This is a genomic window from Synechocystis sp. PCC 7509 (assembly GCF_000332075.2).
Taxonomy (GTDB): Bacteria; Cyanobacteriota; Cyanobacteriia; order Cyanobacteriales; family Chroococcidiopsidaceae; genus Aliterella.
Window position 1 is genome coordinate 222105 of the sequence record NZ_KI966369.1, and the last position, 22335, is coordinate 244439.

Consider the following 22335-nt stretch of genomic DNA (forward strand, 5'->3'; position numbering starts at 1 on the left):
TACCTCTTTATTCATTTATTAGTTTCTCCGACGATAATGTACGCTTCCCAGAAATAGGTATACACTCTTTCATACTGACAGTGGAAGCCTTGTTCTGCAAAAGGTATTTGCTCTCCAAATCTTACGTTATAGTCTACAAAAATTTCATCTGTAGGAGCGTTTCGTTCATTTTTTTTTATGCTTTCTAGACCTTTGACAAATGTATCGTGACCGTAGACTAACGTTGGAATTAATAATAAAGTTAACTGAACAGGATTAACAGGTAAAAGTTTAGCCGCAAAAACAATAATTAAACGACCGTTTGGACGAAGCACTCTTTTAATTTCAGAAATTGTCTTGGAATCATATATATATTCGTTCGGGAAAGTGCTGATAACATTATCAAAAGAACAATTGGGAAAAGGTAAGTTTTGAGAAAGACCTTGAATTATGCAATCGGGTTTACCTAAGTGACGTTGTTGAAGATTGTGACGAGCGGCATCTACCATTTCTTCTGACTGTTCTATTGCAAAACATTTATAACCTGCTTCTATTGCATCTGCTAGTAGATCACCTAAACCACAACCTATTTCAAGAGCAGAGTTTCCTTTCATTCTGGATAAAACAAGTCTTTGCCAAATACGCCATTGCCCTGCAAAGGGAATTGTACTGGCGAACCAATAAAGGTAACGGTTATTGTAGAGTAGCTGAAATAACTGCTGTCGCCAAAAATCTATCATAGTTCTTATAAAATAACGTTAGATATTACTATTGATTACGCAAATAGACTATTGATACTGTTAATAATTATTAGTGTAATGTTACTGTAATGAATGTTTGTAATTGAAAGCTCATATCCAAATATGTATATAAAATTGAGTTACAACATCATATTAATTTATCATCATTACTTGTTATTATTTCAGTTAAATGAAGTCCAGTTCCTTATTAAGTAAATTAGCAGAGATTGCCTTTTATTTGCCCCGCAAAGTAATGTGGTGAGTAATTATAGATTAAGATTTTGTAACTACTCAGGCTGAAATTTTAGTATGTGTAAACGAAGGGAGGAAAAATGAGGTAGTGTTTGAGTAATTGGTTGCTGATCTGAGGCAGAGTCATTGAGCAAGTTGCCTAAAAAGCCGAGTGTTAGCCGAGAAGATGTCCGTGTGGTTTATGCCCAGGGAGAGGAGGCGGTGATTGCCTTGGTGGAAGGATTATGGCAACGCATAACTAGCTTAGAAACGCGCCTCGAAGCATTAGAGGATCGACAGCACAAAGATAGTCACAACAGTAGTAAACCGCCATCGAGTGATGGATTTAAGCGACGCACCAAAAGTTTAAGAACCAAAAGTGAACGAGCCAGTGGCGGGCAAAGCGGACATCCTGGTAGCACCTTAGAGTGGGTAGAACAGGTCGATGGGGTGGAACAGCACCGCGTTTGTCAATGTGTTGGTTGTGGAGCCTCGTTGCAGGAGGTTGCTGTAGCAGAGTGGGAACTGCGGCAAGTGCATGACTTAGAGCCGCCCAGATTAAAGGTGATGGAACACCAAGCCGAAGTCAAGTGTTGCCCACACTGTCAGAGGCTGAACCGAGGCACATTTCCGGCAGATGTCAACAGCATCGTGCAATATGGGGCAGGAGTCAAAGGCTTAATGGTGTACTTGTTAGAGTACCAATTGTTGCCTTTTGAACGGGTCACTCAAATGTTAGCAGATGTGTTTAACTGTAAGATTTCTGAAGGTACGCTTTATAACAGCCGTGAACGGTGCTTTGAGCAATTGGCTGGAGTCGAGTCACAAATTAAGGAGGGAATGCAACACGCGGCTGTGGGGAATTTTGATGAAACCGGAATGCAAATCAATGGTAAACTCTGGTGGTTACATGTTGCTAGTAACGATGGTTTAACCTACTACTTTGTCCATGCTAAACGAGGTTCATTGGCAATGGACGAGATGAATATTTTGCCGCAGTTTAAAGGCATCAGTGTACATGATGGGTGGAGTAGCTATGCCCAATATAAGTGTGACCATGCGTTGTGTAATGCCCATCATTTGCGGGAATTGTGCTTCATCTCAGAACGTTATCAACAGGTATGGGCAGAACAGATGATCGCCTTGCTCATTGAACTCAAGGCTCAAGTGGAACAATCTCACGTCCAAGGCAACACTGCTTTACCCGCTCAGACAATACAACAGTTTGAGTCTCGCTACCAAATTCTCATAGCTACGGGACTGGCAGCCAATCCACCCCAATCATACCCAGAGTCTCCTAAGTCGCGTGGTCGTCCCAAACAGAGTCCCGCCAAAAACTTGCTCGACCGATTGCAACGGCATCAAGCCGAAGTCTTGGCATTCATGTATGACTTTCGAGTCCCCTTTGACAATAATCAAGCTGAGCGGGACTTACGGATGATGAAACTCAAACAGAAGATTTCTGGGGGTTTCCGTTCCTTGGCAGGAGCGCAGATATTCTGTCGCATTCGTGGCTATATTTCCACACTCAAAAAGCAGGGTCGCAATGTCCTCGATGCGCTTCGCCAAGTCTTCATGGAAGTTCCTTTTCTGCCTACACTTCAACCTGAGTAGTTACAAGATTTTAACATTATACGCAACCATAATAAATTGAATAAAACTCATTATGATGGATTGTAAATCTAAAAATTGCAAATCTAAAAGTAGCCTATTTCAGACTTGGTTATGCCTGATTGCACTCACCACTATAATTAGCACTCTGGAAAATACCCCTCTAGAAGCACAAACTCCACCGCTACAAGTTCCTCTACCCCAGTTCAGCCTTTTCCTACACCAACCCCCTCTCCGGTAGTACCACAACCCTTACCGCCTCCCGAAGAATTATTAGAGCCAACTTTACCCATCCCCACACCGCCAGAAAATATTCCTGGCGGACTACAAACAATTGATGTAGAACGTTTTGAAGTGGTGGGTAGTACAGTATTTTCTCCTGCACAAATAGCAAAAGTTCTAGAACCTTTTACCAATCGCCCAATCTCTTTTGCCGAACTATTTCAAGCGCGATCGGCGATCACTCAACTTTACTTTGACAACGGCTATATTAGTTCTAACGCATATATTCCTCCCCAAACCCTGCAAGGCAGAGTAGTGACAATTAATGTGGTGGAAGGCGGATTAGAAAATATCCAAGTTACTGGGACAAAATATTTAAACCCCAACTATGTCCGCCGTCGTCTAGAAATCGCCACAAAAGCTCCGCTAAACCGCGAACGCCTTTTTCAAGCGCTGCAACTACTGCAACTCAATCCTTTAATCAGAAATATATCAGCTAACCTATCGGCGGGAACTCGCCCTGGTCAAAGTTTATTAGAAGTGCAAGTAGCTGAAGCACGAAGTACAACTATTCAAGCGACAGTTGATAACGGACGATCGCCAGCAGTGGGCAGTTTCCGCCGCAATATTCAACTAAATGAAGGCAACTTACTCGGAATAGGCGATCGCATTATTGTTGGTTATAGCAATACAGATGGTAGTAACGCAATCGATACAAGTTACTCATTACCCCTAAATCCTCGCAATGGTACACTCAACCTTAGCTATGGCACTACCTCAAGCAACGTTATTGAGCCACCTTTTGATTTGCTAAATATTAAATCTGAATCTCGCTATTATGACATAACTCTCCGCCAGCCAATTATTCAAACGCCAAGCCAGGAGCTTGCTTTGGGTATAAGTGCTAGTCGCCTAGAGAGCGAAACTTCCTTACTAGATATCCCTTTTGCCTTGTCTCAAGGCGCAGATGAGCAAGGACGAACTCGGATTTCGGCACTGAGATTTTTTCAAGAATGGACTGGACGCGATGCTCGTCAAGTAATTGCCGCGCGATCTCAATTTAACTTAGGAGTGGGGGCAATTGATGCCACCGTCAACGAAGAAAGACCAGATAGCCGCTTTTTTTCCTGGCAAGGACAAGCTCAGTGGGTGCGACTGCTAGCTCCAGAAATTTTACTTTTAGTTCGTGGTAATGTTCAGCTATCAACTACGTCGCTTGCGCCGCTAGAACAGTTTAGTTTGGGCGGTTTGCAAAGTGTTCGCGGCTATCGTCAAGACCTACTGTTAACGGATAATGGGGCTTTTGCTTCGGCGGAGGTGAGACTGCCAGTTTTGCGCGTACCCGACTGGAATGCAGGTTTGCAAATAGCTCCCTTTGTAGATATTGGCAGCACTTGGAATGCTGGTAGGGAGGCTCCAGACACTAAGTCTTTAGCTTCAGTAGGTTTAGGTTTAGTTTGGCAACAGAGCGATCGCCTTACGGCTCGGCTTGACTACGGTATTCCTTTAGTCTCTGTATCTTCCACCAACAGAACATGGCAAGAAAATGGTTTATATTTTTCTGTATTTTACAACCCTTTTTAACCTTCTGAAGCAACGTCTAATTTCTCTTCAATTTTTGAAAGCAGAGATTTAAGGCTCTTATGTAAGACCATTAAACTTTCTCGGTCAGTTTCAATCACTGGAAACTTCTCCAATGATTGATTAAGTTTTATAACATAACTAGAAGCTTTGCTTGTCTGCTGAGGAGAGTAGTTATTGATTATTTGATTAACTAAAGTGCGTGTATCCCGCACTGATAAGTTCCTACTGACAACTTCTTGTGTTGCTTCAACGCGAATTTTTTGTGCTTTCTTTTTGTCAAATCCTAATCGTTCACTGTGGAGTTTTGCAAGTTCTCGCACCTTGCCATCTTCTAAGCCAGCAGCACGAATAGCCTCTTTAAGATCATCTGGATAGCTTAGGACTGGAAAAATATTAGTATTAACAGATGCGGGATTTAATTTGAACTTTAACAACACTTTCAAAACACTTTCTTGTTCCTTAGATCTCCACTCAATTGATTCAATCCATGCTGTTTGTGCTTGTTTTTCAGCAGACCTAATGTCTGAAAATTCATCTGCTCTCCGCGCTGCTTTCAGCTTGTTCACTAAAGAGTTAAGATGCTCAGGTATCTGTTTTTGGGGATCGTTACAGGACAACTCTTGGGCAATAAGGTCAATTAAGTTCTCAGCTAAATCAAGGGCGCATAATTTTTCTGCATGAAGACTTGTGACAATTGCACGTTCAAGAATCTGAGGATCTTCAGGAGAGGAGCCTCCTGTTAAATAAACAGCATCTAAAGCCTGCCAATCGCTACGGTTTTTAGAATTCAGCAATTTAGTTCCCCGCCATCGCAACTCCCCGTCAAATATTAGGGATATCCCATCATCATTGGGTGGAAACAAGATTATAGGAGCTTGCTGCCCATGTTCTTCTAAACTGGCGGCTCGTTCCTTTACCATTGCTTCAGTAATCATTCGTCTAGGCTGCTTGGGGTTGCGCTGAAGTTGATTAATAGAAACCTTTTGAACTCCACCAGCTTGCGCTAATTGAGCAGTAAGTGCTTGAATTTGTTGCTCCAACTCAGCTTTTTGAGCAGTATTAAGCTTTCCTAATTTAATAGTCGCAATCTCTGCTTGCAATTCTTGGAGTTCTTCGTCTTTCTGTTTGACTTGCCTTTTCAGATCGAATGCTTGCTTGGCGATCGCACTACCTTGATAGGACTCAGTTAGGTCAACGGGTTGTTTTGCCATATTACAAACGATCTTCAATTGCTTGGATAACTGGACTGAAACCTTTTAGGGCTGGAGTTCTAGGGCGATGGAGATAAACAGGTAATCCTATATTAGGATCTGACGCATTTACAAACTCTGCTGAAAATTTGATTTGCGGAAAGCATTGAGTTTCATACTCTTTCAAAATTGAAGGTAACGCAGTTGGATTGCTACTATCTAAAATTTTAGAATGAGCAGCAATTTCAGGTTGTCGAGTATTTGGGATAAATCCTAAAAGCTCAGGAGGCGGTTCTAAGTCAAGTTCCAGAGCATTTGAATAAAACCATTCTAGGAATAATCCACCACTGGTCGCTGCTTTGAAGTCAGGTTCAACAACAACAATGAGATGAGTGACGGCTGGAAGAAGAATACTTCCAAATGGCTCAAGCCCACCGGGAGTATCAATGAGAATAAGGTCGAAGTCTAGTGGAAATTTTTTTAGGCGATCTTTGAGAATGTAATATCGTCGCTTGTAGCTTTCGATTTGTCTTGGTGTATCGCGTAGAGCAGCCCCGCCCTGAATTATAAAAGCATTTTTCGTGTGTTCCTGCCAGATTGGAGTAATTGGATACTCTCCTTTAAAATTAGGCTGGAAGATTTTTGCTGAGGAATGCTCAGGATCGGCAATCCCTAAGCCTGTCCATAGGCGAAGCGAGTCTTGCTGATCTAACTCAATCAATAGAGTTTTATACCCCTTCTTAGCAAGAGGATAAGCAAGATGCGCGGCAATCGTAGTCTTACCTACTCCACCAGAATTACTCATAATACCCAATATCATTTGGCTTTGGGCTTTGCGCTTTGACATGGTGAAAACAGTATATAGCGATCTTTGGACAATTGTACTCCTGAATTTGTTATTATATAACGTTATGCAGTAACAAATTTTTATAAAACTTTCACTGCATAACGTTATGCAGTAGATACTATTATGCTGTTTTACTAAGTTAGGTAAAGCAAAATCTAATATACCAACCTAGATTATTCGTCTTGTTGTTATAGGCTAAAATACCTAACAAAGTTATAGCAAACTTTCGCAAGCTATCCCATCCGCATCTCTATCTAAATTTGTCTCCAGGAAAAGCAGTAAAAAATTATTGCGCCTGAACTTGAGTCTTGAAATCGCTACAATTGCCATTAGTGCAACTTGGTAGTTTTTAAGTTGCTACATTTGGAGGTATTTTAGTTACTTACTGAGAATTACCCCTTCGCTTTCCTTGTTTATAGTCCCAAAGCATAACAGGTGATTTCTAGTTCCGATAGCCCAATCGCCATTGATTGGATTGTGCTTCTGCTTGCAAATACTGGTCTTTGGTGGCGGTACATCCATTGAGGTACTGGCGATAAACTGCTGCTTGCCCATCTTTTACCATTCGCACATTAATTGATTGCCCACTTACATATAGTTCCGCGACAGTTTACCCATAGCGATTCCCTACGGCAGTGCTGGAAGCAATCATGCGTTATTTCTCTAACTTGTACTGCTTTATCTTGCGGTAGCAATTGCTTGAGGCGTGAGGTCGATTGTTGACCCCAAGGCTTATGAGCGCTCTCTAGGGCATCAACGCAAGATAACCTGTTGTCACTTGACCTGACTGACGGATACGCAAGGTGTCGCCATCGCCTATGCTGACGACTGTGGCGAATTACTATTCCTTACCCGTTTATCCTTAGCTTTTAGCATAGCTGAAGCGGCGGTGTTTCTATTTTTTTTCTTTCGCTTTGCCTTTTTCTTCGGAGCAAAAAACTGTTTCTCAAATTCCCATAATTCAAGGTAAGGACGCTCTAATGCCTCTAGTTCTTCCACACGCCCCTCACCTTTTAGTTTACTTCTCAGCCCCACTAATTTGTTCCATTCCCGGCAAGCTTTTCTGGCTTTTTCTCCAGGGACAGCTTTACAGTTAACGCCTCTGAAAGACTTGGGTTCACGAAAGTAATGGGTCATTTCCTTATACTTATACGAAAAACTTTAGTAGGCATTTAAGGTTTCATTTACAATTTTATCAGCTTTGTTAGGTTTTTCTTTAGTCAGATAACCCTGTTGTACACTCACAAATTGAATGTACAACTGCTATTACCTTATGCGCTACTTCAACCGCAACTGATGCCTTAGCCGCATCGCGCAGGCGATCGCCCTGGTGTAACGCGGCAATTATCTTCTGTGATGAGGGCTGGGCAAGGAATCGCTGTCTTAAGTTTGCTTCAATGCGAAGCCCTGCGTGCGCGCTTGCGCTATCGCTCACCCGCCTATTATCTGCTTTTGTTTGTTCGTCCGCTAAAAGTGCTACTAAAAAATCATCCTGCTTTCCCGCTAAAATATCTTGCTCTGCGGGTGATAATACTTTAGCTGGCATCTGGTGCAGGTCGCGCTCCACTGGTTGAGTTTCGTTAGGGGTGGCAAACTTAAAGTATTCCGTCAAGCTACCGATTGGATAGTTGCCACTGGAGTAGCGATACTTAAAATACCGCTCTATATTTCCCCGATTTGCCCAAGTTCTTACAACTTCGATATCTACGTTTTGGAAATGTGATCGCACGTCTCGATATATTTCTACTAGCCTACTATCAATAGAACGAGTTGTTATACCGATTTTATGAAACACTTGCCCATCAGCCTGCACTTTCAGGTAGTACAAACTAGCAAGCAAAATTTTCCGTATCTGATCGCTGTAGATTCGTAAGTCAGTCAAGCGAACCCATAGCTCCTCACGCGGTAGCACTGAGCCAGAGTTATCGAAAATAGCAGATTCCAAGAGTGCCAGCTTTTGCTCAATCAGTGGCTCCTGTACACAATTGAATGCGGATAGAGGCAATGCGCCAACTGGGATTTGTCCTAGTTTAGTAAATTGGTAAGCTTTTCGCTCTGTCGCGGCGTTAATGTTTTGTGAAATCTCAACGAAGCTTTCTCTGGTAAAAGCTGGCAATATTTCTAGGCGGTCAATACCATTTTCGTGCGACTTATGCCTATGCCAAAGCTTATTTAGTTGCTCTAATTCCTTACCTGTTAAGAAAATGTTGAAGGCATCGTATAGGGGTAAGCGCGGGATGTCGCACGGTTCTCTCTTGATAACTAAGTTACAGGTGGCTCCATCGTGAGCGAAGTGATGCTCTTTTACCTTGCCCTTCTTAGCTATTAACGCACTTGCACAGTAAGGGCATCTCAGGTAGGTTCTACCGCTTGGGACATTTTCAACCTCAACAAGCTTATTCTCTGCATCAACGCCATACCGCAGCCACATACCAATCTCGCTTCTTACTTAACAGATTCTTATAAAACAATTACTGGATGATACGATCGCATCTTCCGTGCCAACACTGGGGCGCGATCACTGTAAAATTAGCCAAAGCACTGACTTCGCGTCCTCTCCCTAATGGCTTACCAAATTTCCGCCACAAAACTTCAAACCTATCACCGTTGCCCCCAAGCCTATTATTTCCGTTACGAGTTAGGTTTGAAAGCTCCCGGATTCTTTGGTAACGCCAAGCTTGGCACAGCCCTACATCAAGCACTTGCCCAAGCTTACCGCGATTGGCATTACCTTGACCCAGTACCACCCCTTGATTGGATTTCTTTGTGCTGGGAGCGATGTTCTAATAATCTCAGTCCCAACCAAGCTGAGGAAGGACAAGAAATTTTAGAAAATTACTATTATCAGTTCATTGCTGGTGAAACTGCGATCGCAAAACCCTTAGCAGTCGAAGGTTTAATTAAAGGACGCTTATTAGTTAACAACTTAGAATTTAAAGTTTCTGGGCGCTACGACCGCCTTGATTTTCTGGCAGACGGGTTAGAACTAATTGACTATAAATCAACCAAAGAAGTAAAGTTGCCAAAGCCCGATGAAATTGACTTGCAAATTGGTCTGTATTACATTGCCCTAGAGCAAAAATATCAATCCTGCTTGCAGCAGTTGAGCTTATTGTATCTGCGAACAGGTGAAAAGATTGTTTTTGAGGCTAGTAGCGAACATAAACAGCAGGTAGAAACTGTTATTAATGAACTAGCTTGGCGATTGCGTACCGATGAACAATGGGAACCAAAGATTGGAGAGCAGTGTGAAGTCTGTAGCTTTAATCGCTACTGCGCGGCGGTACAAGACCAGCCTGAACCGTTACCGCCAAATGCTAAATCTCCTCTACAAATCCAACTTGCTCTGAACCTTTAAAGAATTTCATTATCTTAGTCGCCAACGTACTTGTTCTCCTAACCTACTTCTTAGCTTTTAACCCGACTATTCCACTTCAATGTCGCTTCATCCTCAGTTTTTGCCGCCGGACCTTGTGCGCCACACGCGCAATAAACCACAAGTTCATAACAATCATTGCTGTCCTCAAATAGTGATTCAACGATTTCCATATCTGAGTCACCACAAAATGGACAGGGTAAAAAGTAATCTTTAACTTCTATTTTCTTACTAGCCACATTACAGGTAATTTAAACTGACTAAGCAAGTATACAAGGAGAAGTAGTATTACTGAGTAAATAATCTTGCCACTCCACTACCGAGCAAGTAAAAGACGCACACTAAAACTGTTTGAATCAGATAAGTCACAAGTAGAGACTGATATAATTTGCGATTCTGTTGCTGAAATAACCTGTTCCACAAGTACCATTTGCCCTGAATATAGGCGGCGGTGAAGAATAAAGATAATGCTGGAACGCTCCACAAGGGGAAATTAGCAAAGCCCATATAAATAGCGCTTGCCAGCAATCCAACTCCTAACAACCCTTTAATAAAATTCATGTCATTTTTGTCTGGTACTCTTGGTATTGCTTATCTTTGCTTTCCCAATACTTCTCTACTGTCTCACGCGCGATCGCCGCCTGCTCTAGCTCCACCCCTTGCTCGGCTAATAATCGCACTTTCACCCGCTTCCGCAAGTCTGAGATAATTTTGCCGTTAGTTTTTCGAGTCTGCGCCCAGTCTAGTATTGGCTCAGGGTAAGGGCTTTCATTTAGGTATGCTCCATTGAGGATTTCTAGCAAATTATAGCCGCGCAGTTCTTCAACCCAGTGGTAAATAAACTTTAAATCGCCATCTTTCTCCTCTAGATTTTTATTGGGATTGTAAATGCGGAATGTATCAGATAAAGGATTTGTTACCCCTGCTTGCATCTGCCACTGCCAATTATCAATAGCTAGATTATGTCTTACACAACGTCTACAGCAGCTATATTACCGTGCTTTTATTGTTGTGTATGTATTCCACAACAATAAAATTTGAAACCCTTACAACCTGGTGGTCTTCGGTAGGGGCTGGGATACCGTCCTAACTAACCACCTCAAGCAGCCTAGCGACCAAGCTCACCAGACATAGACAACCTTTGCAATTCAGCCTATTGGGGTGTTCTAGTGAAGCGCCTCGTTAAGTGGCGAATATTGTCTATGGAATACGCTGCCAGTATTTTTCACAATTCATTCACAACTCTACTGAACTGGTTACTTTTTAATTCTTTGCTCTTGAGATGGACGAGACACGGGATACTTAAATAAACCTAACTGAAAGAAAATATATACTGCCAATCCTGAAAAGCAATCACGATAACTCCTACAACTTTACTTACAGATCTAGGTTCATAACTTTTGGATGTTATGCTTGGAGATCCTCGTCCTGTTGGTTTTGAAGCTCCGCCCCTTCAGGCATACCTTTGTCAAAGTTGGTAGATTCAGTAACCGTACCACTAGCCCTAAAGCCATCTGCCATTAATGCTGAACCAATTGGTTTAAAATCTCCACCGACATCCCCTACTTTAAGATTGCGGCTTTGATCTGTATAATCTCCTTGAACATAATTACCTTCAATTTTTTCGTTGTGGTTTACATTGCTTATATTTACAGGCTCAATAGAAACAAAAATATTATCACCTTTTAAAATATATTTCTTGCTATCGTTCTCCTCCTTGTTGGCATATTTTTCTAGAAAATCTACTATTTCACTAAAATTAAGTTTTAGATAATCAAAGACTTGAGAACTTGCTTCTGTTTGTCTCAGTTTTTCAGAGCTAACGTTCTTTACTAACTTTTCAAGAGCTGAGAATAATTTACGGAAGTAGCCTGGCGATACTTCTCCAATCGGTAATACTAATTTTTCTGACAGGTTTGCTGGAGAAATCAGAACAAGGCATGGAAGATTGCTTGACTCCACATCCAACTGTCTAGCAATATCATATGCTTCAGACTTGTCATAGGGTTTACTTCTAAACCAGCTCCCCTGTCAAATGTCAACTATCCTGGGTTCTTCCGAGCTTTTGGTGATCTAGGAATAAAGCTGGATAATCCTAGGAGGATATGAAATTTTCAAAGCTTATGACTGTGCAATTCCTCCAATGCCTACTTCCTGATTGCAACCTGCTCCGTTTAGAAAACTGTGAAATCGACACGGATAACTATCAGATCGCTTTGAGCGTATCCTCAACCCAGATATCAGCCCAATGCCCACTATGCTTTACTTCCACTCGACGCATCCATAGCCGTTATGAACGAACGCTAGCAGACATTCCCTGTGTGAACTTCAGTTTGACCTTAGCACTCCAAGTCTGTAAGTTCTTTTGCGATAATTGCGCTTGTGTCCGTCGTATTTTCACCGAGCGGATTGGGGGAGTCGTTGCTCCTTGGGCAAGAAAGACTGTTCGCTTGGTGCATTGGTTACAGAGCATTGGTTTAGCTTTAGGGGGTGCCGCAGGGACACGTCTGGTTCACAAACTCGGCATTCAGGCTTGTGGAAGTACCCTGTTGAGCCACCTCAAAACGTTACCCTTACCACAATTTGAGGTGCCGAAAGTGCTGGGAGTGGATGATTTTGCTTTTCGTAAAGGACGGCAATACGGCACTATCTTGGTCGATTTAGAGCAGCATCAACCAATAGCTCTACTGGCAGATCGCAAAGCTGAAACGTTAGCAGAATGGTTACGGCACCATCCTGGGGTGGAAGTTGTGTCGCGCGACCGCTCTAAAGTTTATCGAAGTGGGATCAACCAAGGCGCACCGGATGCCTTGCAAGTGGCTGACCGATTTCATCTAGTGCAAAACTTAGCTGAAACCTTGGAAAAAGTGTTTAGCAGCTACAGTGCTGAACTCAAAGCCATTGAGCAACGGCAGCGCCCTAATCTTACTGCACCGGAGGCAGCGATTGTGAAGGCTAAACCAACGGCAACTGTAAAGGCTCAAGCCCAGACCCAGAATGCTTATCAGCGAAGGGTTGAGCAACAGCAGCAAGTGAGGAAACTGCACCAACAACAATGGTCTCAAATCGCTATTGCCAAAGCCCTTGGGGTCAGTGTTCGGACGATACATCGTTACCTGACGCGACCAAACTTACCAGCAACATTACCGCGACGCAAATCCTTTGGCAGGAGTGTACTTGACTCTCACAAACAGGTTCTTTTAGAGTGGTGGAATAGGGGCATCCGGCAGCCCAAACTGCTGGTGAGCTTACTGCAACAGCAGGGATACAGTGGTAGCGAGCGGACTGTGACTCGTTACCTTAGTCAACTGCGTCAGGCTCAGGGTCTGCTTGCAAAACCTGGGCATTCTGCTCAAAGCCTAATCAAAGTGATTGACGAGCAGTCTCCGCCTTTGACGGCTCGTCGAGCCAGCTATTTAGTTGTGAAGCGCCAGGAGAATCGAGCGTGCGAAGACATCGAACTGTTGGAGCAGCTAGTAGCACAGCACCCAGCCTTAGCAATTGCAGTAGAGTTAGCAGAGGAGTTTTTACGACTGCTACGCCAGCGACAAGGTGAGGCGTTTGCAGCTTGGTTGACTAAGGCTCTCAAAAGTTCATTGCAGCCCTTTCAATCATTTGCATCAGGTCTTTTTGATGACTTTGAAGCTGTTAAGGCAAGCATGATGTTAAGCGTGAGTAATGGTCCAGTGGAAGGACTGAATAATCGATTAAAGATGTTGAAACGGCAGATGTATGGACGCGCTGGATTAGCTTTACTCAGCAAACGCTTCATTCTGTCTCAGTAAGCCATATCCAAGCATCATTAGTTCCTCACATTATGACTAGATCACCAAAAGCTCGGAAGAACCCACCCTCCCAAATGTTGACAAATACATAGTCCGACTCAACTGCTGGGTATTCGTAGATGAGGTAATCGTTGTACATCTGGAGTAGTTCTGGAGTAACTGGTATGACTCGCTGTTGTCCCTTAATTCTTGCGCCGTTGGGGTTATTTCTTTGCACTACTCGAATAAAGTGGTCGTCAAAGTCCCCTATGTCTTCATGGCATAGTCCCAGTAGCTCCCCTTTCCTTATTCCTGTTCCATTGAGCATGAGAAGGATTAGTTTGTCTCTAAGACGGCGTGTGGCATTAACTAATGTTTCTATCTGCTCGTTGGTTAGACAGCCAGGAAACTTCTTTGGCTCTTTGAGCTTGACTAGCTTTTGCCGAACTGGTTTGCTTTTAGCAAGGCCCGTTAGTAAACCTTTCCCCGCTAACCCATAAGGCATATGGAATCTATCAAACTGTTTAAAATCAACAGTCTGGTTAGCAATGTGGTATTCGTAAAAGCTAGTGATAGTTGTGATTGCTCGATTAATACTCCGCTCTGATTTTTTGGCTATTACAGGTTGCATAGACACCACAGAAGTATCTCCAACCCTTGACCAATAAGCGAAATCTTCTAAATCAGAAAGTCGCACGTTGCGCCAATCTAGGCACTTATGGTCGATAAACTGCCACCAGGCTTTCAGGTCATAACCGTAACTTTCAACCGTATTGGGCGATTTAGAGCCACACAGATAAGTTAGATATCGTTGAATCGGCTCTACTATTTGGTATTCCTCATCCAGCATTAGCCAGATTATTTCTTGCGAGAGCGGGTCAATACCTTTTTGGAGTGTTAGTTTCATGTACCCAACAATACATAACTTAGATCGTTGTGTAAGATAAATTTTGTAACCATCTATCTTTACACTACGCAAAAAAATATGTTCGTTGTTGTTGTTGTTTATTATTAATATTTAGTAGAGCATAAGCTAAATCCCCGTCTACTAAGTGCCTCATGTAATGCTCTGCGCCATGATGCCACGAGATGCCGCAGTTAATGCACAGGAAAGTAGCGCACATCGCCCTCATCCGAAAGTTCATCCAGCCCATTGTCTTGAGTTGCCGCATCGACGCATCTACTAAAGGAAAGCCTGTTTGCCCTTCTTTCCAGGCAGCAAATAACTCCTGCTTCTCCTCACTTAATTCGGCAGGTGAGTAATACTCATCGAACTCTGGGTAACGGTTGGTATCTACTAACTCTGGGTGGAAGTACAATCTTTGAGTAAAACTATCGTGCCAGCGCAGGCGATCTCGGAAGGCTTTGAGGGAAAACTGTACTTTGGGATTGCTGGCTAATTCGGCGGCTTTAGCTTTGGTACTTTGGTAGACTTGGCGAACAGAAATAGTGCCAAAAGTCAGATGAGGTGATAGGTGGGACGTAGCACCTTGCTGAGTCAACCAAGGGCGCGAGATTTTCCAGTGATACCCATGAAAGCGGGAATCTAAAAACGAGTTTAAGGTAGCGATCGCCTGTGTCTCTCCGCCACTAAAATAAGTATTCTCTGTTTCCCAGAATTGGCTGTACTTTTGCTTCAAATCGCTGAAGGTAATCTGAGGAATGTCAAGCTGAAGCTGGGGCGTATTGATGTGTTCTGGGGTTAAATGTAGTGGTTGTCGTAAATAGGTATAGTATTCCTCCATCCAGTCATCGCGGCGTTCACCATCAGTTTGCAGGAAGTTGTTTAGCCCTTGGTGGTAGCTGAGGTTATGTTGTTTGTAGTAGTTGATGATTTGGAGATCGCGTTCTATCCCATACTGCACCTGCACATCTTGGTTGAAGAACAGTTTAGGGCGATCGCCTTTTTGGAGTAGTTGGCGTGTAAGCCCTTGAATTACACTGAGGCTATTACCTTCAAGTAAATAGAGTTGACTTCCCCGCGATTTAAGGTTCCTATCTAAGTCTTCCAAAGCCTCAAACAGAAATCTAACTCTGGCTTTGCCGACTTCTGCCTGCTGGTAAAACCAGGGATCGATAATGAAGCATGGTAAAACTTCCGCGTTATCGGCGGTAGATAAAGCGACAATCTCATTATCACTTAAGCGCAAGTCTCGACGGAACCAGAGGATGTGCATTTACACAGTGTACTATTTTTGTACTACTATTCTAATTCTTTGCAGGCGATCGTATTTGAGGTAATCTAGAATTGGCTCAAATATGCCACAACGCTTAGAGCATAATCTTCTTAAGTTGATTCAGAAACAGCCATGAAATCACATACCTTCGTCAAGGTCAAGCGCCCAATCAAACCTCCAACCTCACAATATTTATCCTCTAACCTCACACCAGAAGAATTAATAAAACCTACTCCAAAAGTTGAGATTGAGCCGCAGGAACAGCTAGAGCCAGTGCTGATAGTAGATGCAATGCTTGAGATTTCAAGAGACGAATCTGTTTACGGCTGTGGATGGAGCTTGACCGAGTTGTTAAATGAATTCAGTGGAAGATAGGACGGCTTATGGTAGAGTGCGCGAACGCCGAGTTTTGTCAAGTATTAGTTGGTAGAAAGTCGAAAGAAGTTGCTCAGGCAAATAACACTTTTGCAAAAGTACGGAAAACTCCTTCATGACACTACCTCTAATTGCTCAATAATCTGAACCCGATTTAAACCGACTGATTCTAAACAGGACTACTAACACTACCAATCGTTCCAAACACCTGCCCAAACTGCTGGCGATTCTGACCAAGATAGAAGATAGCGTTACCATTCTTTGGTTGTGTCTGAGGTATTTCTTGGTCATCAAGGAACTTGAGTCGCTCGTCAGGAAAACAAACTGGAAATAATCTTGTTAGCTTTTGAAACCATTTACTACCTGCTGATGGTCTAACCAGCAATACTGCTTCTGTTACCCGCCCTGAAGAGTATTCATTTAGTAGCTTGCTTGTCCACTTGGCAGTCTTACCATCAGCAGGTGGATGTAACCAGACTCTACCAAACCAGGGATGAAATAGTCCATCCAGCGCCAGGGTATAGTAATTTCTCGCTTGCACCCATTGTTGTGCAATATCGTCACTAGCTGGGTCTAGGTCAATCTCTCCCATGACCACACGAACTAAATCAATGATTTCTGGCGGCGTGTACAACTGTGGAGCTTTTTTACGGGTGGGAGTCTTTGAACTTTTAGAAAATTTGTCCTGAAGTCGGTTAACCCGCTCACTCAATCCTTGTATGCGCTTGTCCAGTTTCTTAACAGCTTTACCACGCGCCAGTGCTGCCTCTGCTTCTGCCACTGCTGAAGAGTGAATACTCAGGTACTCGGTTTTCTTACCATCAAACATTGGCTTTCTCGATTTAAGCCGGGGATACTTCTTCTTTTTGCTGCCTCCTGGTTTAGCTTTCGCAATCCAGCAGTCAGTTAAGACTCTCCCCTCACTTTTAATCCTTCCTATTTCTGCTTGTAGAGATAACAACTGAGTTTTTAATTCCTCTAGCTTCAGCATATTCGTATAGCAAACTTAAAAATGCCATTATAATAGAATTTGCTATACGAACAAGTGAAAGTAGTTCTTTGTTTCTCTTAGTACAAGTAATCTCTGTCATTTCTTCACTGCTAGCATTTTCAGGTTTTTAGGAGTCAGCTATGAACGATTTGCAAGCCTTTCTCTGTCCTCTCGCCCGCTACTACGGTCAGGTTAAGCCTCAGAATTTGGTTTTCAATGCCAATTTGCAGGAGTTCTCCCAGCGCGTCAGCTTGATTGCCAACTTAGAAACCAATGGCAAACTTTCTCCAGAGGCATCCTATACACAAGTTGAGGCGCTCTGGCAACAGCTTCAGACCAGCAAAAACCAATTAGGCATTGGGCAATCCTTTGGAGAGCAGCCTGGAGTTTGAGCGCTATCATCATGCAGTTAAACAAGATAAATACACAGATGGAAAATTCAGCAATCAAGTCGGGTGATATTGTTCGTCTCTTACAACCTTTTCGAGCGGAGCGCTACAGTTTTCAAGCGTACACTTTCGGTATTGTTGCTGGAGTAGTCACAGATCACCTCACCAGCAGCAAGATTCCCGTAGCGATTGAGGAATCCCTTCCAGCAGTACAAACGCATCAGCCAGAATTTGAGCAGTTAGTCGTCTATTTATATGAGCCGGATACTTCAACAACGTACATGGATCAATTTGGTGACAGGCCATTATTCAGCTTTGACTGGGATGAAGTGGAACTATACAAAGCGATTTCGACCCCAGCTTACAAGTAAAGGGATGTGGAACGCAATTTTACTGCCTGGTTTTAGGGGTAGATATAGCGTAGCTGGTACTAGGGGCAAGATAGGCTGAGAGTATTGCTGCATTAGCTTTTTATCCATCACTTTTAGATAAATCATCTAAGCCTTGTTAGACAAGGCTGTAACGAAAGAATAAGGGTTTTAGTCCTGTCATTGGCATACTACAAACCTCTTTTTTAGGTAAATTTGTACTATTTTGCCCCTCATGACACGTTCGCTAGCTTTACCCCGACTACCCAAAATAAAAGACGGACAGTTTAGCTACTACAGATCGGCGACCAATGCTCGCGTGAGATTGGCAGCCGAGATTTCCTGGCATCCACTGGCATTCTGACCAGCCCATAGCGGCGAGAAATCTCCAGATCCTTGGCTTTCAGCTTTGGCACGCAAGGGAGCCATCGCTGCACTAGCCATAGGAAAGATGGGAGCAACATCGCTCATCGGTCCCAGCTCCATAACGATCTGATTCGCAATTGCTCGCGCCGGACGACCTGTAAATATATTGGTCAATGCGGTATGGCGGGCAGTCTTACTTCGGAGCGCAGCCCGGTGAACTGTGCTGGTGGTGGCTTCAGGGCAAAGCAGATAAGTCGTCCCCACCTGCACTCCGGCTGCACCTAATGAGATCGCCGCCGCAACGCCCTGGGCATCGGCAATACCGCCCGCAGCAATGACCGGAATCCTCACCGCCCGCACAATTTGTGGCAACAGGGCAAACGTGCCGACTTGCGTATCAATCTCCTCAGACAAGAACATCCCCCGATGTCCGCCCGCCTCCAAACCTTGAGCAATGACGGCATCCACACCCTGAGCTGCGAGCCATTGCGCTTCGGCAACAGTTGTTGCTGAAGAGAGAATCTTTGCGCCCCAAGCTCTGACTCTCTGTAGCAATTCCGCTGATGGCAAGCCAAAATGAAAGCTCACTACCGCAGGCTGGAATTGGGCTAATAGCTCGACAAACTCAGCATTAAAGGGCACAAGCCCCGAACTGGGCTGAACGCTTTCGATCTCAATCTCAAGTTTGTGATAGTAAGGCGCAAGCATAGCTCGCCAAGCCATTTCGCGCTCGGCATTAGGTGTGGGCATTGCGTGACAAAAGAAATTCACATTAATAGGCCGGTCGGTTTGGGCTGTAATGGCTGCTAGCTCATCTCGCATGACTTCCAGACTAAGTGTGGCACAGGGCAGCGAACCTAGCCCACCCGCATTGGATACGGCTAATGCGAGAACACTGCCTTGCGATCCTGCCATTGGGGCTTGGATAATCGGGAGTTCGATGCCGAAAAGTTGTTGTAAAGTCATAGGTTCGTTACCATTTGCCTGCATGTGCGCCGCCATCAATATGCAAAATTTCGCCCGTGACAAATTCGGCGGAGTCCAGGTATAAAAGTGCTGCGACGATCTCATCTACCCTACCGAGCCTCGCGATCGGATGTAAATTCTTGAGGAATTCATGGTTGGCTGGTTGGTTCATAGGTGTATCGATGCTGCCTGGTGCGATGGCATTGAACCGAATACCTGTAGTGGCGTACTCGATCGCGAGGCTGGTAGTCGCGGCGTTGAGTGCGCCTTTACTAAAGTACATACCAAACGCATTGAGTCCAGCGATGGGCTGGTCAACGAAGGCGGCGGTAATTGTAACCACATGGCCGCGTCCTTGCGTTTTCATGTGTCTGACGGCAGGTTGAGTAACATAGAAAAACCCATCGGCGTTGGTTATCATAGTCGATCTATATTGCTCTTCGGTATATTCGTCAAAATTTCCAGGCATGAAAATACCTGCATTATTGACCACCAGATCGAGTCTCCCAGTTTTCTGAAGTGCCATCTCAGTCAGTGATGCACCCGTCGCTCTGAGTCCGACATCCCCATCCACCAAGAAGCAGCAATCGGAGCTTTCGATTACTTCAGATGTGGATATCTTTCGGGCATTGGCAATAACGCTATAGCCTTCTGCTAGTAAGGCTTTGGCAATGCCCAAGCCTATGCCGCTGGATGCACCCGTGACGATCGCGGTTTTAGTTGACATAAAATCCTCATTTTTTCTAGTTTGATACTCTCGAAGTTTGCGCGCTGTCTGTGGCGACTCCAATCGATCGCGACGAGACTTTAGTTGTTGATGGATCAGCTTGCTGTAGCGCCACCATCGACAACTAAAGGTTGTCCTGTGATGTAGCTGGCAGCATCAGAACACAGAAAAACCACTGCTTGAGCAATTTCCGCTGCCTGACCCATGCGACCCATTGGAATCGTAGCGGCAAAATTATCGATCGTGATCCCCAGTGGCTCAAATGAGCGATCGACCATCTCAGTAGCGATCCAACCAGGATTGACGGCATTAATCCGAATCCCCTGCTTGGCATAGTCGAGAGCCGCCGATCGCGTCAAACCCATCACCGCGTGTTTGCTAGCAACATAGGGAGATAAACCTGGGAACGCAAATAAACCATCCGTTGACGAATTATTGACGATGCACGTAGTGCCGCCAGAGGCAAACGCCCCCGATTCTTGGCTCAACATCTGCTGAATTTCATATTTCATGCACAAGAACAGCCCCCGCACATTAATCGACATCACCTTGTCAAAATCTTCAATGGATTGTTCGTGCAGCGGTTTGGCAGGAGACGCGATCCCAGCGTTGTTAAAGGCACAATCGAGTCTGCCGTAGGTCGTGATCGTTTTCTCTACTAAGGCTTGAATCTCTGCTTCAATGGATACGTCCGATTGCACAAATAAACATTCTGCTCCCGCATCGCGAATTAGCGCCGCAGTTGCTTCGCCTTCTGCTTCACGCCTCCCGGAGAACACCACTTTTGCGCCAGCAGCACCGAACGCGATAGCGAAGCGCAGCCGCCAAGGGCGGATCGCAGTTGCTCTACCAATGCCCGATGTTCCTCCAGTTATTAAAGCAACCTTATTCTTAAGCATCATGATAGTTACCTCTTATTGTGAAATTAGTTAGATTGTCCGATCGTGAACCGGCTCCATGTATAGCCTTGCCCAGGCGATGATTCCGTTACGCAAGCCAGCAACGACAACACCACGCAAATTCACTGCCGATCCCGACGTGCGCGTACCTTGCCAGTGCCATTCAGCCCAGGAGAGGTCATCATGGATCGTCGAAGCGACCAACGTTGCACGTAAATCTGGAACCTGGGCAAACAAGCCAGTCCAGTTCTCCCTGACTTGGGCTAGTCCGGTGAAGGGACTCTCAGGATGCAGCGGTTGTTCACCCTTGAAATCATTAGTGAAGCAGCTCACGAACGCATCAATGTCGTGGGCGTTGATGGCATCAGACATTCGTTGCAGCACTGTTGACATCTCATGTTGGGTTGGTGCGCTCATCTTTTCTGTTGTGTTAGGCATATTTCGATCCTTGATTGTAGAAGTGTTCACAATCATCGTCGATTTTTCTGGCAGCACTTGGAGCGCTTTGCCTCCGCCAGATGGAACGGCAATGCTCTTCAAAATGGTTTCCATGAATCATCCTCCTGAGATGGATTAGTTGTGTTGCAAAAACTTTTTCAGTCTCGAACTTTGTCTCGTGTTTGCCTCAGAAGTAGGGTGTCCAACCTTGCTGTATGCCTTTCCTGGTTCGCTCCAAGAAACTGCAAAATTCGTCGGTTGAACTTTTCTGGATTCTCGATGAACATGAAATGTCCGCCGCCCTCAGCCTCTTCAAAGATTTCCAACTCAGAGTCAGGAATGCTTTGGTTAATCCAGACCTGCGATCGCCACGGAATTATACTTTTTCTGCCGCCAATAATCAGAGTTGGATTACGAATCCTGACAATTAGATCGCGCCAGTCTGTATGAAGATGGTTGTACAGCAAGGCTGCTCCGATCGATCGCGGCAAGCGAAGGTTACACTCGACAATCCACTCAAACTGTTCTTTGGACATTGCTGTCGTGACCATTGAAGCCAGAAAGTTTCGGGTAAATTCCTCAGCTTGACTATTCTCTAGAGCGTCTACTGCCCCGTTCAGTTGTTCAGCAGTAAACACTGCCCCGGATTCTGCTATTCCTTGAGCGTTCCAATGCGATAGCGAAGCGCTGCTGCAAGCAGATCGCAATATTCCCAATGGAGACTGATCGACCAACACTAACCGATCTATTTCATCCAACCCAAATAAATCTAGATAGCTCCAGATGATAGCACACCCCATCGAGTGACCTAGCAGATGTGGCTTTTCGAGTTGCAGAGTACCGATCAATTCCTGGAGGTCTTTGGATAAGCGAGCAATGCGATACCCAAAAGAGACTTTCTCCGACTCACCATGTCCTCGAAAATCAACAGCGATTACCTGATAGTGTTCGGCAAAAGCGGGAATTTGATATTTGAATTGTTCTGCCGACTGCGACCAACCGTGAAGCATCACGATCGGTTTTCCTTCACCTGCACTGATGTAGCTCATTTCAGCACCATCAGACATTTTAAATGTCTTTCTTTGCATATTTTCC

25 protein-coding genes and 1 pseudogene are annotated in these 22335 nt (G+C 44.4%); 7 read left to right on the forward strand and 19 right to left on the reverse strand.

The window, feature by feature from the left end; translation table 11 throughout:
- Window positions 1-11: 11 nt before the first annotated feature.
- Window positions 12-719, reverse strand: a complete 708-nt coding sequence (locus tag SYN7509_RS27990) for a class I SAM-dependent methyltransferase (protein WP_009630346.1) — start codon at window positions 717-719, stop codon at window positions 12-14.
- Window positions 720-1106: 387 nt separating this feature from the next.
- Here SYN7509_RS27990 and tnpC point away from each other — a divergent pair, with 387 nt between their 5' ends.
- Window positions 1107-2564, forward strand: a complete 1458-nt coding sequence (tnpC, locus tag SYN7509_RS0224000) for an IS66 family transposase (RefSeq protein ID WP_084610831.1) — start codon at window positions 1107-1109, stop codon at window positions 2562-2564.
- A gap of 351 nt (window positions 2565-2915) precedes the next feature.
- Window positions 2916-4367, forward strand: coding sequence for a ShlB/FhaC/HecB family hemolysin secretion/activation protein (locus SYN7509_RS0224010; protein ID WP_028954585.1), 1452 nt, complete (start codon window positions 2916-2918; stop codon window positions 4365-4367).
- Here the strand turns inward: SYN7509_RS0224010 and SYN7509_RS0224015 are convergent.
- The 6 genes from SYN7509_RS0224015 to SYN7509_RS0224035 form a co-directional block, all read right to left on the reverse strand.
- Entirely contained in the window at window positions 4364-5578 is a 1215-nt protein-coding gene (locus SYN7509_RS0224015; RefSeq protein WP_009630352.1) for a ParB/RepB/Spo0J family partition protein, read from the reverse strand. The two genes, SYN7509_RS0224010 and SYN7509_RS0224015, sit on opposite strands and share 4 nt — an antisense overlap.
- Before the next feature lies 1 nt (window position 5579).
- On the reverse strand, window positions 5580-6404 hold the full coding sequence (locus SYN7509_RS0224020) for a ParA family protein (RefSeq protein ID WP_009630351.1): 825 nt from the start codon (window positions 6402-6404) through the stop codon (window positions 5580-5582).
- Between the two features lie 213 nt (window positions 6405-6617).
- Window positions 6618-6734 carry an excalibur calcium-binding domain-containing protein gene (locus SYN7509_RS31870; protein WP_227501592.1) on the reverse strand — a complete coding sequence of 39 codons (117 nt, stop codon included), beginning with the start codon at window positions 6732-6734 and terminating at the stop codon, window positions 6618-6620.
- Window positions 6735-6846: 112 nt separating this feature from the next.
- Entirely contained in the window at window positions 6847-6969 is a 123-nt protein-coding gene (locus tag SYN7509_RS31140) for a thermonuclease family protein (protein WP_255327345.1), read from the reverse strand.
- 251 nt (window positions 6970-7220) lie between these two features.
- Window positions 7221-7541 carry a hypothetical protein gene (locus tag SYN7509_RS0224030; protein ID WP_009630350.1) on the reverse strand — a complete coding sequence of 107 codons (321 nt, stop codon included), beginning with the start codon at window positions 7539-7541 and terminating at the stop codon, window positions 7221-7223.
- A 79-nt stretch (window positions 7542-7620) separates the two neighbouring features.
- Complete coding sequence (locus SYN7509_RS0224035; protein ID WP_009630349.1) at window positions 7621-8835, reverse strand: competence protein CoiA family protein; 1215 nt, start codon at window positions 8833-8835, stop codon at window positions 7621-7623.
- A 132-nt stretch (window positions 8836-8967) separates the two neighbouring features.
- Here SYN7509_RS0224035 and SYN7509_RS0224040 point away from each other — a divergent pair, with 132 nt between their 5' ends.
- Window positions 8968-9762: a RecB family exonuclease gene (locus SYN7509_RS0224040; protein ID WP_028954586.1), complete on the forward strand. Its 795-nt coding sequence runs from the start codon at window positions 8968-8970 to the stop codon at window positions 9760-9762.
- 50 nt (window positions 9763-9812) lie between these two features.
- Here the strand turns inward: SYN7509_RS0224040 and SYN7509_RS28920 are convergent, their stop codons facing one another.
- The 4 genes and pseudogenes from SYN7509_RS28920 to SYN7509_RS0224060 all read right to left on the reverse strand — a co-directional run bounded on the left by SYN7509_RS28920 (window position 9813) and on the right by SYN7509_RS0224060 (window position 11742).
- Complete coding sequence (locus SYN7509_RS28920; RefSeq protein ID WP_009629885.1) at window positions 9813-10019, reverse strand: Lar family restriction alleviation protein; 207 nt, start codon at window positions 10017-10019, stop codon at window positions 9813-9815.
- Window positions 10020-10068: 49 nt separating this feature from the next.
- Entirely contained in the window at window positions 10069-10341 is a 273-nt protein-coding gene (locus SYN7509_RS0224050; RefSeq protein ID WP_009629886.1) for a hypothetical protein, read from the reverse strand.
- A pseudogene (locus SYN7509_RS0224055) lies at window positions 10338-10739 on the reverse strand (FAD-binding domain-containing protein); the annotation flags it as partial. The pseudogene SYN7509_RS0224055 and the gene SYN7509_RS0224050, both read right to left, overlap by 4 nt.
- A 448-nt stretch (window positions 10740-11187) precedes the next feature.
- The gene (locus SYN7509_RS0224060) at window positions 11188-11742 is read right to left on the reverse strand and encodes a hypothetical protein (protein ID WP_009629888.1); all 555 of its coding nucleotides are present in this window, start codon (window positions 11740-11742) and stop codon (window positions 11188-11190) included.
- A 167-nt stretch (window positions 11743-11909) separates the two neighbouring features.
- Here SYN7509_RS0224060 and SYN7509_RS0224065 point away from each other — a divergent pair, with 167 nt between their 5' ends.
- Window positions 11910-13565: an ISL3 family transposase gene (locus tag SYN7509_RS0224065; RefSeq protein WP_028954587.1), complete on the forward strand. Its 1656-nt coding sequence runs from the start codon at window positions 11910-11912 to the stop codon at window positions 13563-13565.
- A gap of 25 nt (window positions 13566-13590) precedes the next feature.
- Here SYN7509_RS0224065 and SYN7509_RS27275 read toward each other — a convergent pair whose 3' ends face one another.
- Together SYN7509_RS27275 and SYN7509_RS27280 are read right to left on the reverse strand one after the other, a co-directional pair.
- Window positions 13591-14451 (reverse strand): tyrosine-type recombinase/integrase, encoded by an 861-nt coding sequence (locus SYN7509_RS27275; protein WP_084610819.1) that lies wholly within the window; start codon window positions 14449-14451, stop codon window positions 13591-13593.
- Between the two features lie 64 nt (window positions 14452-14515).
- Entirely contained in the window at window positions 14516-15721 is a 1206-nt protein-coding gene (locus SYN7509_RS27280; protein WP_051482696.1) for an FAD-binding domain-containing protein, read from the reverse strand.
- Window positions 15722-15853: 132 nt separating this feature from the next.
- Between SYN7509_RS27280 and SYN7509_RS0224080 the strand changes: the two genes are divergently transcribed.
- Complete coding sequence (locus SYN7509_RS0224080) at window positions 15854-16096, forward strand: hypothetical protein (RefSeq protein WP_009630173.1); 243 nt, start codon at window positions 15854-15856, stop codon at window positions 16094-16096.
- A gap of 169 nt (window positions 16097-16265) precedes the next feature.
- On the opposite strand, the gene SYN7509_RS0224085 is transcribed toward SYN7509_RS0224080, so the two are convergent.
- Window positions 16266-17087 (reverse strand): DNA N-6-adenine-methyltransferase (Dam), encoded by an 822-nt coding sequence (locus tag SYN7509_RS0224085; protein WP_009630175.1) that lies wholly within the window; start codon window positions 17085-17087, stop codon window positions 16266-16268.
- Window positions 17088-17227: 140 nt separating this feature from the next.
- Here SYN7509_RS0224085 and SYN7509_RS0224090 point away from each other — a divergent pair, with 140 nt between their 5' ends.
- Together SYN7509_RS0224090 and SYN7509_RS0224095 are read left to right on the forward strand one after the other, a co-directional pair.
- Entirely contained in the window at window positions 17228-17479 is a 252-nt protein-coding gene (locus SYN7509_RS0224090; RefSeq protein WP_009630176.1) for a DUF7219 family protein, read from the forward strand.
- Window positions 17476-17847, forward strand: coding sequence for a hypothetical protein (locus SYN7509_RS0224095; RefSeq protein ID WP_148298188.1), 372 nt, complete (start codon window positions 17476-17478; stop codon window positions 17845-17847). The genes SYN7509_RS0224090 and SYN7509_RS0224095 overlap by 4 nt, the downstream gene beginning before the upstream one ends.
- 291 nt (window positions 17848-18138) lie before the next feature.
- Here the strand turns inward: SYN7509_RS0224095 and SYN7509_RS0224100 are convergent, their stop codons facing one another.
- The 5 genes from SYN7509_RS0224100 to SYN7509_RS27290 form a co-directional block, all read right to left on the reverse strand.
- Window positions 18139-19176 (reverse strand): NAD(P)H-dependent flavin oxidoreductase, encoded by a 1038-nt coding sequence (locus tag SYN7509_RS0224100; protein ID WP_028954588.1) that lies wholly within the window; start codon window positions 19174-19176, stop codon window positions 18139-18141.
- A gap of 7 nt (window positions 19177-19183) precedes the next feature.
- Window positions 19184-19903, reverse strand: coding sequence for an SDR family NAD(P)-dependent oxidoreductase (locus SYN7509_RS0224105; protein WP_009630179.1), 720 nt, complete (start codon window positions 19901-19903; stop codon window positions 19184-19186).
- Window positions 19904-19998: 95 nt separating this feature from the next.
- The gene (locus tag SYN7509_RS0224110; protein ID WP_009630180.1) at window positions 19999-20805 is read right to left on the reverse strand and encodes a glucose 1-dehydrogenase; all 807 of its coding nucleotides are present in this window, start codon (window positions 20803-20805) and stop codon (window positions 19999-20001) included.
- A gap of 27 nt (window positions 20806-20832) precedes the next feature.
- Window positions 20833-21354, reverse strand: a complete 522-nt coding sequence (locus tag SYN7509_RS27285) for a nuclear transport factor 2 family protein (RefSeq protein ID WP_009630181.1) — start codon at window positions 21352-21354, stop codon at window positions 20833-20835.
- Window positions 21355-21398: 44 nt separating this feature from the next.
- A complete protein-coding gene (locus SYN7509_RS27290; protein ID WP_009630182.1) occupies window positions 21399-22307 on the reverse strand; it encodes an alpha/beta fold hydrolase in 909 nt (302 codons plus the stop codon).
- Window positions 22308-22335 lie beyond the last annotated feature (28 nt).

Excerpts from the sequence above, each read along its gene's own strand:
- SYN7509_RS27990 (WP_009630346.1), bottom strand. The coding sequence starts at position 719 with ATGATAGATTTTTGGCGACAGCAGTTATTTCAGCTACTCTACAATAAC.
- SYN7509_RS0224015 (WP_009630352.1), bottom strand. The coding sequence starts at position 5,578 with ATGGCAAAACAACCCGTTGACCTAACTGAGTCCTATCAAGGTAGTGCG.
- SYN7509_RS0224020 (WP_009630351.1), bottom strand. The coding sequence starts at position 6,404 with ATGTCAAAGCGCAAAGCCCAAAGCCAAATGATATTGGGTATTATGAGT.
- SYN7509_RS31870 (WP_227501592.1), bottom strand. The coding sequence starts at position 6,734 with ATGGCAATTGTAGCGATTTCAAGACTCAAGTTCAGGCGCAATAATTTT.
- SYN7509_RS31140 (WP_255327345.1), bottom strand. The coding sequence starts at position 6,969 with ATGGTAAAAGATGGGCAAGCAGCAGTTTATCGCCAGTACCTCAATGGA.
- SYN7509_RS0224030 (WP_009630350.1), bottom strand. The coding sequence starts at position 7,541 with ATGACCCATTACTTTCGTGAACCCAAGTCTTTCAGAGGCGTTAACTGT.
- SYN7509_RS0224035 (WP_009630349.1), bottom strand. The coding sequence starts at position 8,835 with ATGTGGCTGCGGTATGGCGTTGATGCAGAGAATAAGCTTGTTGAGGTT.
- SYN7509_RS0224040 (WP_028954586.1), top strand. The coding sequence starts at position 8,968 with ATGGCTTACCAAATTTCCGCCACAAAACTTCAAACCTATCACCGTTGC.
- SYN7509_RS0224050 (WP_009629886.1), bottom strand. The coding sequence starts at position 10,341 with ATGAATTTTATTAAAGGGTTGTTAGGAGTTGGATTGCTGGCAAGCGCT.
- SYN7509_RS27275 (WP_084610819.1), bottom strand. The coding sequence starts at position 14,451 with ATGAAACTAACACTCCAAAAAGGTATTGACCCGCTCTCGCAAGAAATA.
- SYN7509_RS27280 (WP_051482696.1), bottom strand. The coding sequence starts at position 15,721 with ATGCACATCCTCTGGTTCCGTCGAGACTTGCGCTTAAGTGATAATGAG.
- SYN7509_RS0224080 (WP_009630173.1), top strand. The coding sequence starts at position 15,854 with ATGAAATCACATACCTTCGTCAAGGTCAAGCGCCCAATCAAACCTCCA.
- SYN7509_RS0224085 (WP_009630175.1), bottom strand. The coding sequence starts at position 17,087 with ATGCTGAAGCTAGAGGAATTAAAAACTCAGTTGTTATCTCTACAAGCA.
- SYN7509_RS0224090 (WP_009630176.1), top strand. The coding sequence starts at position 17,228 with ATGAACGATTTGCAAGCCTTTCTCTGTCCTCTCGCCCGCTACTACGGT.
- SYN7509_RS0224100 (WP_028954588.1), bottom strand. The coding sequence starts at position 19,176 with ATGACTTTACAACAACTTTTCGGCATCGAACTCCCGATTATCCAAGCC.
- SYN7509_RS0224105 (WP_009630179.1), bottom strand. The coding sequence starts at position 19,903 with ATGTCAACTAAAACCGCGATCGTCACGGGTGCATCCAGCGGCATAGGC.
- SYN7509_RS0224110 (WP_009630180.1), bottom strand. The coding sequence starts at position 20,805 with ATGATGCTTAAGAATAAGGTTGCTTTAATAACTGGAGGAACATCGGGC.
- SYN7509_RS27285 (WP_009630181.1), bottom strand. The coding sequence starts at position 21,354 with ATGGAAACCATTTTGAAGAGCATTGCCGTTCCATCTGGCGGAGGCAAA.
- SYN7509_RS27290 (WP_009630182.1), bottom strand. The coding sequence starts at position 22,307 with ATGTCTGATGGTGCTGAAATGAGCTACATCAGTGCAGGTGAAGGAAAA.